The 15,036-nt window shown below is 57.3% G+C and carries 14 protein-coding genes and 1 pseudogene; 10 read left to right on the top strand and 5 right to left on the bottom strand.

What is annotated here, in order from left to right:
- Positions 1–7 precede the first annotated feature (7 nt).
- Positions 8–388 (bottom strand): nuclear transport factor 2 family protein, encoded by a 381-nt coding sequence (locus AC0V6Z_RS10050; RefSeq protein WP_472638368.1) that lies wholly within the window; start codon positions 386–388, stop codon positions 8–10.
- Positions 389–529: 141 nt separating this feature from the next.
- Between AC0V6Z_RS10050 and AC0V6Z_RS10045 the strand changes: the two genes are divergently transcribed.
- Positions 530–1,162 carry a glutathione S-transferase family protein gene (locus tag AC0V6Z_RS10045; protein WP_472638367.1) on the top strand — a complete coding sequence of 211 codons (633 nt, stop codon included), beginning with the start codon at positions 530–532 and terminating at the stop codon, positions 1,160–1,162.
- 26 nt (positions 1,163–1,188) lie between these two features.
- On the opposite strand, the gene AC0V6Z_RS10040 is transcribed toward AC0V6Z_RS10045, so the two are convergent.
- On the bottom strand, positions 1,189–2,235 hold the full coding sequence (locus AC0V6Z_RS10040) for a bifunctional transcriptional activator/DNA repair enzyme AdaA (protein WP_472638366.1): 1,047 nt from the start codon (positions 2,233–2,235) through the stop codon (positions 1,189–1,191).
- A gap of 59 nt (positions 2,236–2,294) precedes the next feature.
- Here AC0V6Z_RS10040 and AC0V6Z_RS10035 point away from each other — a divergent pair, with 59 nt between their 5' ends.
- Entirely contained in the window at positions 2,295–3,902 is a 1,608-nt protein-coding gene (locus AC0V6Z_RS10035; RefSeq protein ID WP_472638365.1) for a S1 family peptidase, read from the top strand.
- Positions 3,903–3,930: 28 nt separating this feature from the next.
- On the opposite strand, the gene AC0V6Z_RS10030 is transcribed toward AC0V6Z_RS10035, so the two are convergent.
- Positions 3,931–4,758, bottom strand: coding sequence for a TauD/TfdA dioxygenase family protein (locus tag AC0V6Z_RS10030; protein ID WP_472638364.1), 828 nt, complete (start codon positions 4,756–4,758; stop codon positions 3,931–3,933).
- A 132-nt stretch (positions 4,759–4,890) separates the two neighbouring features.
- Between AC0V6Z_RS10030 and AC0V6Z_RS10025 the strand changes: the two genes are divergently transcribed.
- From AC0V6Z_RS10025 to AC0V6Z_RS10000, 6 genes and pseudogenes are all read left to right on the top strand, one after another.
- Positions 4,891–5,280, top strand: a complete 390-nt coding sequence (locus AC0V6Z_RS10025) for a DUF1304 domain-containing protein (protein ID WP_472638363.1) — start codon at positions 4,891–4,893, stop codon at positions 5,278–5,280.
- A gap of 176 nt (positions 5,281–5,456) precedes the next feature.
- Positions 5,457–6,013 (top strand): annotated as a pseudogene (locus tag AC0V6Z_RS10020) (F0F1 ATP synthase subunit delta).
- 12 nt (positions 6,014–6,025) lie between these two features.
- Positions 6,026–7,555: a F0F1 ATP synthase subunit alpha gene (gene atpA / locus AC0V6Z_RS10015; protein WP_472638362.1), complete on the top strand. Its 1,530-nt coding sequence runs from the start codon at positions 6,026–6,028 to the stop codon at positions 7,553–7,555.
- A gap of 23 nt (positions 7,556–7,578) precedes the next feature.
- Positions 7,579–8,448, top strand: coding sequence for a F0F1 ATP synthase subunit gamma (locus AC0V6Z_RS10010; RefSeq protein ID WP_472638361.1), 870 nt, complete (start codon positions 7,579–7,581; stop codon positions 8,446–8,448).
- A gap of 23 nt (positions 8,449–8,471) precedes the next feature.
- Positions 8,472–9,929, top strand: coding sequence for a F0F1 ATP synthase subunit beta (gene atpD, locus AC0V6Z_RS10005; RefSeq protein WP_472638360.1), 1,458 nt, complete (start codon positions 8,472–8,474; stop codon positions 9,927–9,929).
- Positions 9,930–9,950: 21 nt separating this feature from the next.
- Positions 9,951–10,208, top strand: coding sequence for an ATP synthase F1 subunit epsilon (locus AC0V6Z_RS10000; RefSeq protein WP_472638359.1), 258 nt, complete (start codon positions 9,951–9,953; stop codon positions 10,206–10,208).
- Positions 10,209–10,274: 66 nt separating this feature from the next.
- Here AC0V6Z_RS10000 and AC0V6Z_RS09995 read toward each other — a convergent pair whose 3' ends face one another.
- Complete coding sequence (locus tag AC0V6Z_RS09995) at positions 10,275–10,652, bottom strand: hypothetical protein (RefSeq protein ID WP_472638358.1); 378 nt, start codon at positions 10,650–10,652, stop codon at positions 10,275–10,277.
- A 219-nt stretch (positions 10,653–10,871) separates the two neighbouring features.
- Between AC0V6Z_RS09995 and AC0V6Z_RS09990 the strand changes: the two genes are divergently transcribed.
- A complete protein-coding gene (locus AC0V6Z_RS09990; protein ID WP_472638357.1) occupies positions 10,872–13,040 on the top strand; it encodes a prolyl oligopeptidase family serine peptidase in 2,169 nt (722 codons plus the stop codon).
- 253 nt (positions 13,041–13,293) lie between these two features.
- A complete protein-coding gene (locus AC0V6Z_RS09985) occupies positions 13,294–13,533 on the top strand; it encodes a DUF1153 domain-containing protein (protein WP_472638356.1) in 240 nt (79 codons plus the stop codon).
- A gap of 136 nt (positions 13,534–13,669) precedes the next feature.
- Here AC0V6Z_RS09985 and glmU read toward each other — a convergent pair whose 3' ends face one another.
- Positions 13,670–15,028 carry a bifunctional UDP-N-acetylglucosamine diphosphorylase/glucosamine-1-phosphate N-acetyltransferase GlmU gene (gene glmU, locus AC0V6Z_RS09980; protein ID WP_472638355.1) on the bottom strand — a complete coding sequence of 453 codons (1,359 nt, stop codon included), beginning with the start codon at positions 15,026–15,028 and terminating at the stop codon, positions 13,670–13,672.
- Positions 15,029–15,036: the final 8 nt, after the last annotated feature.

Below are 15,036 nucleotides of genomic sequence, written 5' to 3'. Positions count from 1 at the left end.
GGCAGAGTTAGGCTGAGGACAGCGCCTTCATCAGGCCAGCTGCAGCCGCTGTGTCGACATATTCACGCAGCACCGTGATTTTGCCATCTGAGACTTCACCAACAACGCACACCATCAGGTCGATCTGACCACCATCGGGCAGAGTTCCTCGAACCCGGTGCTCTTCGACAAAGCCGGTTTCGGTCGCCGAGCGGATCGCCTCTTCGTAGCGAAAATCAGGAACAACCGCATTCACTACCCCGGTGAATTGCAGCAAACGATCGCGGTCCATTTCGGGTCCGCCATTTTGTGATCCGCGAAAGTTCTCAGCGCAGCATTCGCGCGCACGCTCCAGATCGTTGTTCTCAAAGGCGTGGAACAATTGCTCGGCAAGGTCAGATGCATTCATGGCCGCAATGTTACCTGTCTTTGCGACGCTTGAGAAGCGTCAGCATGCCCCAGCCAATCGCGCATATCGCCACAAAAGGCTCGACAATCCTCATCCCTAGCGCAAAAGCTCGCCGCGCAAACACATTGGGAGCTTTTGACCATGCTGACTGTCCACCACCTTCGCATTTCGCAATCCGAACGCATCGTTTGGCTGTGTGAAGAGCTGGGAATTGAGTACGATCTCAAGCTTTACAATCGCGATCCAGAAACGCGGCTGGCCCCGGCGGAATTGAAAGCGCTGCACCCGATGGAAATCGCCCCTCTGATCGAGGACAATGGCACGCTGCTAGGGGAGAGCGGCGCAATCGTGGAGTATATAGTCGGCAAATATGCACCTGGCACAGATCTGGTTCCAGGCGCGGACAGCCCCGACTTTGCTGATCACCTCTATTGGTTCCACTTTGCCAATGCGACGCTGATGACCAATGGCATGATGAGCATCGCCGTAAACGCGGTTGGCGCGGACATGCCGCCGCCTTTAATGAAGCGCATCACCAATGCCTGGGCAGCGATTGAGCGCCGACTAGGCGAAGCGGATTACTTCGGCGGATCGCAGCTGACGACGGCCGACATCATGATGGGTTTCTCGCTGACCACAGCGCGCGCGTTCAATGACATGAGCATCGACCACATGCCCAACCTTAAAGCATATCTGCAACGGATCGGCGCGCGCGATGCCTACCAAACAGCGATGGCCAAGGCAGAGCCGGGCTTTCCGCCGAAATTGGACTAGGCGAGAAGGCCCGCATGGGCACAAAATTAGAGCAAGTGCGTGCCCCCTTCTCGCCGCAACAGTTCGCCTTTAATCTCCGGCCCATAGGCATATCCACCGATTGAGCCATCCGCCTGCACGACCCTATGACACGGGATCAGCACGGCAATATTGTTCGCGCCATTGGCCCCGCCCACTGCGCGGCTGGCCTTGGGGTTGCCAAGCGCTGCGGCTAGCTCTCCATAGCTGCGCGTTTCACCAGCAGGAATTTCGCGAAGGGCCTGCCAGACTTTCTGCTGAAATGCGGTGCCCTTCACATCGAGCGGAATGTGCGCGGCATTTATGCCGGGGTCTTCCACCGCTTTGGTGACCTCATCGAACAGGGCACGGAACTCGCCGCTGCCTTCAATCAGCTCAGCCTTAGGGAAGCGTGCGCGCAGCTCTTCCTTGCCCTCGTTAAAAGCCAGGCAGCAAACGCCTTTGTCCGTTGCCGCGATCAGCATCTCGCCCAGCGAGGTCCCAATCACACTCCAATGTATGGTGCGCCCTGCGCCGCCGCCCGCCCAATCCTTTGCCGACATGCCCAGCTTGCCTTTCGTCTCATCATAGAACCGTGAGGGGGCGGAATATCCCGCCTCGTAAACTGCCTCAGTCACCGAAGCCTCTTCGCCCAAGGCCTCGCGTACGCGCTCCTCGCGCAGTGCCCGCGAATAAGCCGCTGGCGACAGACCTGTGGCGCGCTTAAAAACGCGCTGAAAATGTGTCGGTGAATAGCCCGTGAGCTCAGCCAAATCGTCCAAAGTCGGCCTGCCTTCCGAAGCCTTGATCTCGTCAATCGCGGCCAGCACTGCCGCTTCGTCCCGTCCAACATCATCGGGCAAGCACCGCTTGCACGCTCTCAGTCCAGCTTCTCGCGCCTCGGCACCGGTTGCGAAAAACCGGACATTTGCAGGCGACGGATGCCGCGCGGCGCATGATGGGCGGCAATAGATGCCCGTCGTGAGCACGCCGGTCACAAACCGTCCGTCAAAACTGCGATCGCGCTGCTTCACGGCTGCCCAGGCTTGTTCAAAGGGGATTTGGTTCTCGCTCATGCCATCTGTCTTAGCTGAATGCGCAGATAGTCACATCCCGAAGCTTGCGGTTAAAGTGAATGCCCGGCAAATACGCGGGCATGAACCGCATTCTCTTTGCCCTGCTGGGCTTTTTTGTCCTGTTAACTCCCATCAGCGCTCAGGCCGATGCTGGCGATGTTGATGCCGCTGCTAGAGGCGTTGTTCGCGTGGTCATCATCGGCAGCGATGGCGAAGAGGTCTTTCCGATCAGCCATGGCAGCGGCTTTGCCGTCAGCCCAACGAAGATCGTGACCAATGCCCATGTCGTGCGTGAAGCATTGCAGGATGACACATTGCGGATTGGTATTGTCCCCACAGAGGGCGAAGAAGGCGGCTTTGGCCGGGCCATAGCGGTTAGCCCGCGCAATGATCTGGCGCTGATCGAAATCACCGAGGGTTCACTCCGCCTTCCACCGCTCACGCTGGTCGGCGCGCGCAGCGGCGACATGGGTGAAGTCTCAGCCGTGGGTTATCCGATGAACGTCGACGTTGCCCAAGGGCTGGAGTTCGGCGACATCTTCCGTGCGCAGCCTCCGGTCAAAAGTAGAGGCTTCTTATCTGGCGAACGCCCTAGCAGGCAGTTTGATACCATCCTGCACACCGCCCCGATTGCGCGCGGCAACTCTGGCGGCCCACTGCTCGATGGTTGCGGACGCGTGCTCGGCGTCAATTCATTCGGCGCGGATTCGGACGGATCAGATGCAGAGTTTTACTTCGCAGTATCCTTGCGCGAACTACTCCCCTTCCTGCGCGCGAATGACATAGAGCCGCGCACCAATGCCCTGCCATGCCGCTCGATCGACGAACTGAACGCTGCTGAACGCGACCGTTTTGAGCAAGAACGTGCCGAGGCCCGCGCATTGGTCGCTGCGCGCGAGGCTGAGCTGGCTGACAAACGAGCCGCCGCCATGCGTCTGGCGCAGTTTGAAGTGATGGAGGAACGCGACAATGCCATGGCTCTCGCCATGCTGCTCGCGGTGATTACGCTTGGCTGCGGCTATATCGCCTATCAGGCGCGCCGTGATGGGGCGACCGGTAATAAGGTTATGATTGTTGCCGGAATTGGCGGTGCAGCCTTGGTCGGAACGATGATCGTTTGGATCACTCGCCCGGCATTCTCCGAGATTGAGGAACGGGTCGCCGCCGCGATGGAGGAAGCAGAAGCACCCGCGAGCGATGATCCCTCCTCGCTGGCTGATGATGGCACGCTGCTGTGCACCTTCATTCCAGAGCGCAGCCGCGTGACTGGAGCCCGAACCGATGATGTTGAGTTTGACTGGGCCGCTGATGGCTGCGTCAATGGGCGTACGCAGTATGGCATTGCGGGCGGCCAATGGTCACGCGTGTTCGTTCCCAATGACGAAGCGGCGGTCTCGGTAAACTCATACGATCCGCAAACCCGAATATTCCAAACCGACCGTTATCTCTTACGCCAAGGCCCAATGCGGGATGCCCGTGAAGCGCGTTCCAAATATAAACCTGCATCCTGCGGCGTCACCGACGCGGCGAGCCAATTGGGTGAGCAGCAATCCGGCGTTCTTGCGTTGCTCCCGGATCGCCCAAATGAGCGGCTGGTTTATACCTGCGAATCTCGCGCCAGTTCGGCGGGCACGACCGGCGGCGATGCCGTGGATGGAGAGGAGTAGGCTCCCCTCCTCCACAGCGTTTGTGTTACTAAGCAGCCAGCGCTTCCCCACTCAAAGTGATGCGGTGCATCTCGCGGCGGTGGCCAGCGTAATCGTTCATCGCATTGTGCCAACTGGTGCGATTGTCCCAGATGGCCACCGTGCCTGGTGCCCATTGCAGGCGGCATTGATTGTCGTCGGTCAGCGCAGCATCGAGCAGTTTGGTGAGCAAAGGCAGGCTTTCTTCGCGCGTTTGCCCCACGAAATTGATCGTGAAGCCACTATTTACATAGAGCAGCTTACGGCCTGTTTGAGGATGACGGATCACCACCGGATGCACAGCGCCGGTCTTTAGGTTCTGACCGCGCAGATGCTCTCCCATGTCCGTCTGAGCGTAAAGGCCGCCTTCCTCGTAGACATGATCGGCAGTATGATACGCCTCTAACCCTTCGATCTCTGCTTTGAGATCATCAGACAATGCGTCGTACGCCGCGCCCATATGCGCCCACATCGTGTCCCCGCCCTTTGGCGGCAGATCGCGAGCCACCAGGACAGAACCCATTGCAGGGATTTGGTCATAGGAATGGTCCGTATGCCATGCGCCGCCAATATTGGTTGATTGATCGGCCTCTTTCTTCACTACAGCGATCTCATTGAAATCTTCCTGCAGTGGGAAATAGTTGTTCACATCGATACCGCCCCAACGGCGACCGAATTTGATGTGATCTTCTGGCGAAAAATCCTGATCGCGAAACACAGCAACGCCGTGCTCATAGATCGTCTGCTTGATCTCAAGCAGTTCAGAATCGCTGCAATCTGCCAACGAGACGCTGGAAACTTCTACACCGCATTGCGGCGCCATTTTTGTATGGTGCATTTTTGCCTCTCCTCCGATCCGTTTCTAAAAGAAATTGATCTGAGCGCAAGTTTGGCCCGGCAAATCACCTAACGCTTCACGTCGCGCACACGACGTGTAGACATAGCCCGACCTAATTTAGGGAGCGACATAATGCTAAAGCTCGCCAAGGTGCTGATCGGTCTCATCGCCGCTCTGCATATCTACATCGCATGGTTTGAGATTTTTGCCTGGGAGGTACGCGGACCACGCGTCTTTCCAACATTCCCAGCGGAACTGTTCTCGCAGACGACAGCAATGGCAGCGAACCAGGGACTATATAATGGGTTCTTGGCCGCCAGCCTGATCTGGTCCCTGCTGATCAAGGATGCGAAATGGCAGGCCAATGTCGCCTTTTGTTTTCTGGCATTCGTGGCAACCGCTGGCCTCTTCGGCGCATTCACAGTTTCTCCCAGAATCGCGATAATCCAGGCTGTGCCAGCTTTTGCAGCCATGATCTGCCTGTTTATCGGGCGCCTCAATGCAAGGCCTCAGCTGTCGTAAAGCCAAAGGACGCAAGCTGGTTTGCACAAGATGCAACCAATAAGAGCGGACTCGGCTTGCATCACCTCACACCCGATGCTAGGCGCGCGCCAGCTTTGCCGGAAGACCAATTTGGGCTCTGGAACAGACAAAGCGATGCATCGTTTTTTCGATAGACCCAAGAGGACTTTAAACGCGTGGATATTTCCGCCGGTATTCAGGCTAGCCTTGCAGGACGTTACGCTTCAGCTCTTTTTGAGCTGGCAGCAGAAAACGGGACTGTAACCGCTGTCGAGACAGACCTTGAAGGTCTCGCCGCTGCACTCACCGATCTCGCCTGAGCTGCGCGCTGCCACAACCAACCCAGAGCTTTCGCGCAGCCAGCAGGCCGCAGCGATTAAAGGCGTCGCCTAGCCACCTCGGCCTCAGCGAGCTCACTCAGAACTTTCTCGGCGTACTCGCCGGTAATCGCCGCCTGTCGGCTTTGCCGGACATGATCCGCGCGTTTCAAATGATCGCTGCGGCTCAGCGCGGCGAAGTTACCGCCGATGTCGCCAGCGCTCACCCGCTCAGCGCCGAACAACTTTCAGCCCTCAAGGACAGACTGACCGCACGCGAAGGTCGCACTGTTAAAGTGAACCCCAGCGTCGACCCAGAGCTTCTTGGCGGACTTGTCGTCACTATTGGATCGCAGCGCATTGATGGCTCGATCCGTACCCGTCTCAATTCTCTCGCCCAGGCAATGAAGGCCTAAAGGACTACGAACATGGAAATCCGCGCAGCAGAAATCTCCAAGGTCATCAAAGACCAGATCGCCAATTTCGGCACCGAAGCTGAAGTCAGCGAAGTCGGCTCCGTTCTCTCCGTTGGTGACGGGATCGCCCGTATCCACGGCCTCGACAAGGTTCAGGCTGGTGAGATGGTGGAATTCGCCAACGGTGTTCAGGGCATGGCCCTCAACCTCGAAGCGGACAATGTCGGTGTCGTGATCTTCGGCTCTGACGCAGAGATTAAAGAAGGTGACAGCGTTAAGCGGACCGGCACCATTGTGGACGTTCCGGTTGGCCCAGGCCTGCTTGGCCGCGTGGTCGACGCTCTCGGCAATCCAATCGATGGCAAGGGCCCGATCGAAGCCGCTTCACGCCAGCGCGTTGAAGTGAAGGCGCCGGGCATCATCCCGCGCGAATCGGTTAGCGAGCCAGTGCAATCCGGCCTCAAAGCGATTGACGCTCTTGTCCCGGTTGGCCGCGGCCAGCGCGAACTGATCATTGGCGATCGCCAAACCGGTAAGACGGCTGTCGCGATTGACACCTTCATCAACCAAAAAGGCATCAACGCCGGCGACGACGACAAGAAGAAACTCTTCTGCGTCTATGTTGCCGTTGGTCAGAAGCGCTCGACCGTTGCTCAAATCGTGAAGCAGCTCGAAGAGAACGGCGCGATGGAATATTCCATCGTCATCGCCGCGACCGCATCTGAGCCTGCTCCGCTACAATATCTCGCGCCTTACACCGGCTGCGCGATGGGCGAGTACTTCCGCGACAACGGCATGCACGCCGTGATCGTGTATGATGACCTTTCCAAGCAAGCTGTGGCTTATCGTCAGATGTCGCTGCTGCTGCGCCGTCCTCCAGGCCGCGAAGCCTATCCTGGTGACGTTTTCTACCTTCACAGCCGACTGCTAGAGCGCGCCGCGAAGATGAACGGCGACAATGGCGGCGGTTCGCTTACCGCTCTGCCAATCATTGAAACACAGGCAGGCGACGTGTCGGCCTATATTCCAACCAACGTGATTTCGATCACCGATGGTCAGATCTTCCTTGAGACCGACCTGTTCTATCAAGGCATTCGTCCTGCGATTAACGTGGGTCTCTCGGTTAGCCGTGTTGGCGGCGCCGCTCAGACCAAGGCGATGAAGAAGGTTTCTGGCTCGATGAAGCTGGACCTGGCGCAATACCGCGAAATGGCGGCCTTTGCTCAGTTCGGTTCAGACCTCGATGCCTCGACGCAAAAGCTGCTTAACCGCGGTGCACGCCTGACCGAACTGCTCAAGCAAGCTCAGTTCTCGCCAATGCCGTTTGAAGAGCAAACCGTATCGATCTTTGCTGGCACCAACGGCTATATCGATGATGTGCCAGTTGATCGCGTGAACGATTACGAAGAGCAAATGCTTGCCTTCATCCGCTCTGAGCATGCCGACATCCTCAGCGAGATCCGTGAGAGCAAGAAGTTCGAAGGCGATGTGAAGGACAAAACCGTCGCAGCGCTCGAAGCCTTCGCCAAGCAGTTCGCGTAAGGGATAAGCCCAGGGGATAGCCAATGGCTTCACTTAAGGAACTTAAGGATCGGATCGGGTCGGTTAAATCGACTCAGAAGATCACCAAGGCTAAGCAGATGGTCGCAGCGGCGAAATTGCGCCGTGCGCAGGCCGCTGCTGAAGCTGCGCGCCCTTATGCAGAGCGGCTCTCAGCCGTTATGGCCTCGCTTGCCAGTAAGGTGAGCGGCGACGGTGCGCCGCGCCTGCTCGCTGGCAATGGCAAGAACCAGCGTCATATGCTGGTGCTGGTCAACACGGATAAGGGCCTGTGCGGCGGCTTGAACTCAAACCTGGTCAAAGAGGCAAAGATTCAGGCGAAGAAGCTGATTGCTGAGGGCAAGGACGTCTCCTTCTACCTCGTCGGCAAAAAGGGCCGCGCGCCGATCAAGCGCGAATATCCCGATGGCATTGCCAAGCATTTCGATACCTCAAACGTCCGCACTCCGGGCTTTGAAGAAGCAGACGCGATTGCAGCTGAGCTGGTCGAGATGTTCGATGCCAACGCATTTGACGTGGCTCACCTGATCCGCCCGGATTTCCAATCGGCACTGGTGCAAAACCCAACCACCACTCAGCTTATCCCGGTCCCCTCGCCCGAAGTCACTGAGGACAGTGACGCTGTGGTTGAGTATGAGCCAGGCGAAGAGGAAATCCTTGAAGAGCTGCTGCCGCGCCACGTGAAGACGCAAATCTTCAGCGCTCTGCTAGAGCGTGAGGCGTCAGAACAAGGCGCCTCGATGACCGCTATGGACAATGCGACCCGCAATGCCGGCGACCTCATCAACTCACTGACAATTCAATACAACCGCAGCCGCCAGGCCGCGATTACCACCGAACTTATCGAAATTATTGCTGGCGCAGAAGCGCTGTAAGAATCACAGGCTAAGGAAACACCATGGCTACCGCACCCGCCCTCAACCAGACTACCAATGGCACCATTGCCCAGGTCATCGGCGCTGTCGTTGACGTACAGTTCGAAGGTGAACTGCCAGCGATTTTGTCCGCACTCGAGACCAAGAACGGCGACAACACGCTCGTTCTTGAAGTTGCTCAGCACCTCGGTGAGAACACCGTTCGCACCATTGCGATGGATGCGACCGAAGGCCTCACCCGCGGCAGCGAAGTAATCTCAACTGGCAAGCAAATCTCTGTGCCGGTTGGCCCGAAAACGCTCGGCCGCATCATGAACGTGATTGGTGAACCGATCGACGAACTCGGCCCGGTTGGCGCAGAAAAATCTATGCCGATCCACGCAGAGGCACCTGCCTTCATCGACCAGTCGACCGAAGCGGCCATTCTCGTGACCGGCATTAAAGTCATCGACCTTCTCGCACCTTACGCAAAGGGCGGTAAGATCGGCCTATTCGGCGGTGCTGGTGTTGGCAAGACGGTTCTTATTCAAGAACTGATCAACAACATTGCAAAGGGCCACGGCGGCGTGTCCGTGTTCGCCGGCGTGGGTGAGCGTACCCGCGAAGGTAACGATCTCTATCACGAGTTCCTTGACGCAGAGGTAATCAAGAAAGACGAAAACGGCGTCGCGACCCCAGAAGGCTCAAAAGTGGCCCTCGTATTCGGCCAAATGAACGAGCCTCCTGGTGCCCGTGCCCGCGTTGCCCTGTCCGGTCTGACCATGGCGGAATATTTCCGTGACCAAGAAGGCCAGGACGTTCTGTTCTTCGTCGATAACATTTTCCGCTTTACGCAGGCTGGCTCGGAAGTGTCCGCTCTGCTCGGCCGTATTCCTTCAGCGGTGGGCTATCAGCCAACCCTGTCGACCGACATGGGTAACCTGCAAGAGCGCATCACTTCGACCACCAAGGGTTCGATTACTTCGGTTCAGGCAATTTACGTGCCTGCCGATGACCTTACCGACCCTGCGCCAGCAACCTCGTTTGCTCACCTTGACGCGACGACCACGCTGAACCGCGCGATCTCTGAGCTGGGCATCTACCCGGCGGTTGACCCGCTCGATTCCACCAGCCGCGTTCTCGAACCGCGCGTTGTTGGCCAAGAGCACTATGAGACCGCTCGTAAGGTCCAAGAGACCCTGCAGAAGTACAAGTCGCTGCAAGACATCATCGCCATTCTCGGCATGGACGAGCTTTCTGAAGAAGATAAGCTGACCGTTGCCCGTGCACGTAAGATCCAGAAGTTCCTCTCGCAGCCGTTCCACGTTGCTGAGGTCTTCACCGGCATCCCAGGCTGCTTCGTACAGCTGGAAGACACCGTTGCGTCGTTCAAGGCCGTTGTCGAAGGCGAGTACGATCACCTTCCAGAGCAAGCCTTCTACATGGTTGGCGGCATCGAAGACGTAGTCAAGAAAGCCGCTGAAATGGCTGAGGACGCCTAAGGGCGCTTAAAGGTAAGTCTGATGGCTCTCCACTTTGAACTCGTAACCCCTGCCCGTCAGGTCCGTAGCGAAGACGTCCACATGGTCGTCGTGCCCGGTGCCGAGGGCGAATTCGGCGTCTTGGAGGGCCACGCGCCCTTCATGTCGACTATTCGCGATGGGGCGGTGCAGATTTACAAGACCGAAGGCGCAGAGCCGGAAACCATTGAAGTTAAGGGCGGTTTTGCCGAAGTTGGCGATACTGGTTTGACTGTGCTGGCGGAGCATGTCGAAGCCTAAGTGCGAACCGACATCAATTGAATTTTGAAAGGGGCGGCTTTAACGGGTCGCCCTTTTTCTTTCCGATTAAGCCGCTTGGCCCATCAGCACGCTGGCGCATTGCGGCATAGGCATGGCGCGCTCTTCCAGCTCATCGAGGGTTTCTGCAATGCCTGCACCCGGCATTTCTTGCGCGATAAAGTCGATCAGCGAGCGCTGAACGCGCTGCTCAAATTTCAGGCTGACATGCTTGCCGTAAACGCTGCGGACGCGCAGCGGCAGGCTGAGGAATCCAGCAACCAGCAAATACATCTTTTGGTTTGCTTTCAGTTTGAGGCTGTCATCCATCACAATCTCAGCATCGGTTTGCGTAAGCCAGACAATCATTGCGGATTCTGATTTGCCGTTGATCATTAGAGTAAGGCTTCTTGCCTTTGCGAGTTCGTGATTGCCTGCCGTGTGCATCGTGTGATCCTTGGTGTTTAGAAGTTCGCGTCTGCACACGGTTAGACGGCAAAAAAGTTAACGCGGATTAACTCTGGTCTGTAAAATGATGTAAATCTCTTCGGCCATCGGGCGAGCATGAAGCGCGGCGATTTGGCGATCTTTTCGCTTCCCATATGCGCTGCAAATTGCCACTCTCTGCGCTGATACTCTGACGCGAATTCTCATTGGAGAGGACATTTGAAACTTGTTTCCAAATACGCAATTTCGGCAGCGCTTGCCGGAGTGCTTGCGATGACCGCCGCAACACCGGCCGCAGCCGACGAACAAGCCGCTGATGCTGAACCTGCCGCCGATGGCGTGCCCGGCCCAGAACAGGATCCCTACATCTGGCTGGAGGAAGCACGCAGCGAGGAAGCCCTCGCCTGGGTTGAAAACGAAAATGCACTGACGCTTGCCGCGATGGAAGCTGATCCCCGCTTTGAAGCATTAAAAGCCGAAGCACTCGCCATTTTCGACAGCGAAGATCGCATTCCCTATGTGAGCTTCCGCCCGGATGGCCTCTACAATTTCTGGCAGGATAAGGAGAACCCGAAGGGTCTCCTGCGTCGTACAAGCCTGGAAAGCTACCAGAGCGATGAACCGGAATGGGAAACCATTCTGGACGTGGATGCGCTCGCCGCTGCCGAAGGTAAAGAATGGGTCTATCAGGGTTCAACCTGTCTGCCCCCTGCCCTCAATAAATGTATGATTGCGCTGTCAGATGGCGGTGAAGATGCCACCATCATGCGGGAGTTCGACACCTCTACCAAGAGCTTTGTCGAAGGCGGTTTTGAGCTCAGTGAGAAAAGCCAGGGCGGCATTCAGTGGCTCGATGAAGACACCCTGCTTGTCGGCCGGGACTTTGGCGGCGACACTCTTACAGAGAGCGAATACCCCTTTACCTCACGGCTGTGGAAGCGTGGCACGGCTTTGGCCGACGCACGCGAAGTGTTCCGCGGCGAAAAGTCCGACGTGTGGGCTAGCGCCAACTTGCTGCGCGACAATACGGGCACTGTCCATGCGATGACGGCATTTCGGGGCGTCAGTTTTCACGAAAGTGAGTATTTCGTTTCCAAGGACGACCAATGGGTACAGCTTGATATCCCTAAGAAGGCGTCTCCTTACGGGATTGTCGATGGGCACCTGCTCTATTCAACTGATGTTGATTGGGAGGTGGACGGCCAGACCTTCCCTGCGGACAGCCTGATCGCGGTCGATCTGGAAGAATGGAAAGCCGATCCGAACGGCGCGGCCAAAACTCTGGTTTGGGCACCAGCGGAGCGCCAGACGAAGCGCGGCGGAGCCATCACGGGCAATGCGTTGTTCGTGACGATGCTCGACAATGTCGTTGGCAAGGTTTTGCAGTTCAACTTCAAAGATGGCGAATGGGTCAGCGAGCAGGTCAATCTGCCGGACAATGCGACACTCGGCATTGCGGCATCTTCATCAGAAACCGACCAGATCATGTTCACCGTCACGGATTTCCTTAATCCAACGACTTTGTACTATTCCGATGGCGGCGCTCCAGAAGTGCTCAAGACCTCGCCCAGCCGGTTCGACAAGACCGGTATGGAGGTTGAGCAACATCAGGCCACCAGCGCCGATGGAACGAAAATCCCTTACTTCATCGTCAAACCCAAAGGTATGGCGATGGACGGCAACACCCCGGTCTTAATGAGCGGTTATGGCGGTTTCCAGATCCCGCGTCTGCCTGGATATATGGGCACCACTGGCAAGCTGTGGCTGGAGAAAGGCGGCGCTTACGTGCTGGCCAACCTACGCGGCGGCGGCGAATTTGGCCCAGGTTGGCACCAAACGGCCATCCGCGAGAACAAGCAACGCACCTGGGACGATTTCATCGCCGTGGGTGAGGATCTGGTCGGGCGCGGCTTCACCTCGCCTCAGCATCTCGGCATCCAAGGCGGATCCCAAGGCGGCTTGCTAGTCGGCACGGCCTTCACTCAGCGGCCCGACCTGTTCGGCGCGGCAATCGTTGCGATCCCGTTGTTCGATATGCTGCGTTACCACGTGATCGGGCGCGGCGCTTCGTGGATTGGTGAATATGGCGACCCGCGCATTCCGGAGCAGCGCGCATGGATAGAAGGCTACTCGCCCTATCAAAAGATCATCGAGGGTGTGGATTACCCTGCCCCATTCCTGTGGGCTTCAACCGCGGATGATCGCACGCATCCGGCCCACGCCCGTAAAGGCGCGGCCAAACTGAAAGCGCTGGGTCAGCCCTATTATTACTTCGAAGATATGACCGGCGGGCACTCTGGCGGGGTTGATAACGAACAACGCGCCAAGCTTCAGGCGTTGCAATATGTCTATCTGATGAAGCGCCTTATGGATAACCGCGAGAGATAGGTTGAAGCCGCCTCTCAGGGCTGAATTTCAGCATCTCAGCGAGTCTCAATCGAAGGGCGATCGGTGCATAAAACGCATCGGTCGCCCTTTGTGCATCAAGCTGTGTAAGCACATCCGACACTTTCCCAACGGTTCGTCGCGCGGGCAGCACCTATAAGGTGGTTAGGTCAAAATTAACCATGTTTGAAAAGACGGAATTAAGTCTCTGAGGCTCAATTTTCTATCACCGGGGGCGGTAATAGGAGATTATCTAATGGCTTATCCGCGCGACATATCCATCGCTGAGGCAATCAAGCGTGCAGGCTTGCCCCACTCACACCGAGTACACTGGTCAAAGGCTCGCAAGGCAGACGTCGTACGCGCCGTACGCGAGGAAGTGATCAGTTTTGATGAGGCCCGCGAGCGCTATTTGCTCAGCCGTGCAGAATTTGAGCAATGGGAGCGCGAGACAGGCGGAAACGTCTATCGCATCCGCTCTCTCGAAGAGGCGTAAGCCTCACAATACTGGTCTAGTCTTCGACCTGGTACCGAATGTTGCGGCGGAGTCCCCTTACTCCGCCGCGACTTTGACCAATCTAGTATCGGCAAGCCAGGCGAGCATGAAACTCAGAGGAATTATTTACCCTCAATCACGCCTTCTTCTTCGCCGCCTTCTTCTTTTTCATCGTATCGTGGAAACGATCGGCCCAACCTGGCTTCACGAATTGCTCGGCCCGCACCATGCGCAGCTCTCCGTCGGCAACATCTCGGCTAACCGCGCTACCTGCCGCAACAATCGCGTCGGCGCCGATAGTAACCGGCGCGATCAAGGCGCTGTTTGAGCCGATAAAGGCGCGCTCGCCAATCACGGTTTGATATTTGAAATAGCCGTCGTAATTGCAGGTGATGGTGCCCGCACCGATATTCGCGCCAGCGCCGACGGTCGCATCGCCAAGATAGGTTAGATGACTTGCCTTTGCGCCAGGCCCAAGTCTCGCCTTTTTCATCTCGACAAAGTTGCCAACGAAGGCACCCTCTTCCAGCACCGCACCAGGCCGTAGCCGAGCAAACGGACCGACCTGTGCGCTGCCCCTCACAGACGCGCCTTCAAGGTGACTAAACGCTTTGATATGCGCGCCATCAGCGATAGTGACGCCGGGGCCAAACACGACATTGGGTTCAATCGTGACATCACGACCGATCTTCGTATCGTAGCTGAAGAACACAGTCTCAGGCGCGCGGAGGCTGGCACCGTCCACCATCGCCTGTTCGCGTCGCGCGGCTTGCCAGCGCGCTTCTGCCTGGGCGAGCTCACTGCGCGAATTGATGCCTGCAACTTCATCAGGATCATCGGTGCTGACCACCGCACACACGCGGCCATCTGCAATTGCAATATTGACGATGTCGGGCAGGTAGTATTCGCCCTGAGCATTGTCGTTATCGACCCGGTTCAGCAGAGCAAACATATCCTTGGCGCTCGCCGCCATCAGGCCGGAATTGCACATCCGGCACGCGCGCTCTGATGCGCTCGCATCTTTGAATTCGACCATCTTGCTAATTGCGCCGTCGTTACCGGCAATCACGCGGCCATATTGCAACGCATCCTCCGGCTCAAAGCCCAGCACCACAACCGCTGGCGCATCATCCTGATGCAATCGCTCCAGCATAGTCTGCATAGTCTGCGCTCTTACAAACGGGACATCGCCGTAAAGCACTAGCGCATCGCCATCGAAGCCCTCTAGCGGGACCTGCGCCTGCTGCACCGCATGGCCCGTGCCATGCTGCGGTTCTTGCAAAGCGGTATCGGCACGGCCAGCGACAGCCGCCTCGATTTGCTCCTTACCGGCGCCAACCACGACAACGCGCCGCGCCGGGCTAAGCTCATCAACCGCGGCCATCAGATGGTCCAGCATGGGCCGCCCTGCAATCGGGTGAAGCACTTTGTGAAGGTCGGATTTCATCCGGGTTCCCTTGCCCGCGGCAAGGATGATGGCAGCAAAATCAGTCATGCAGCCTG

Source organism: Erythrobacter sp. SN6-5 (genome assembly GCF_057364945.1).
This window is presented reverse-complemented; position numbering and strand designations above follow the sequence as displayed.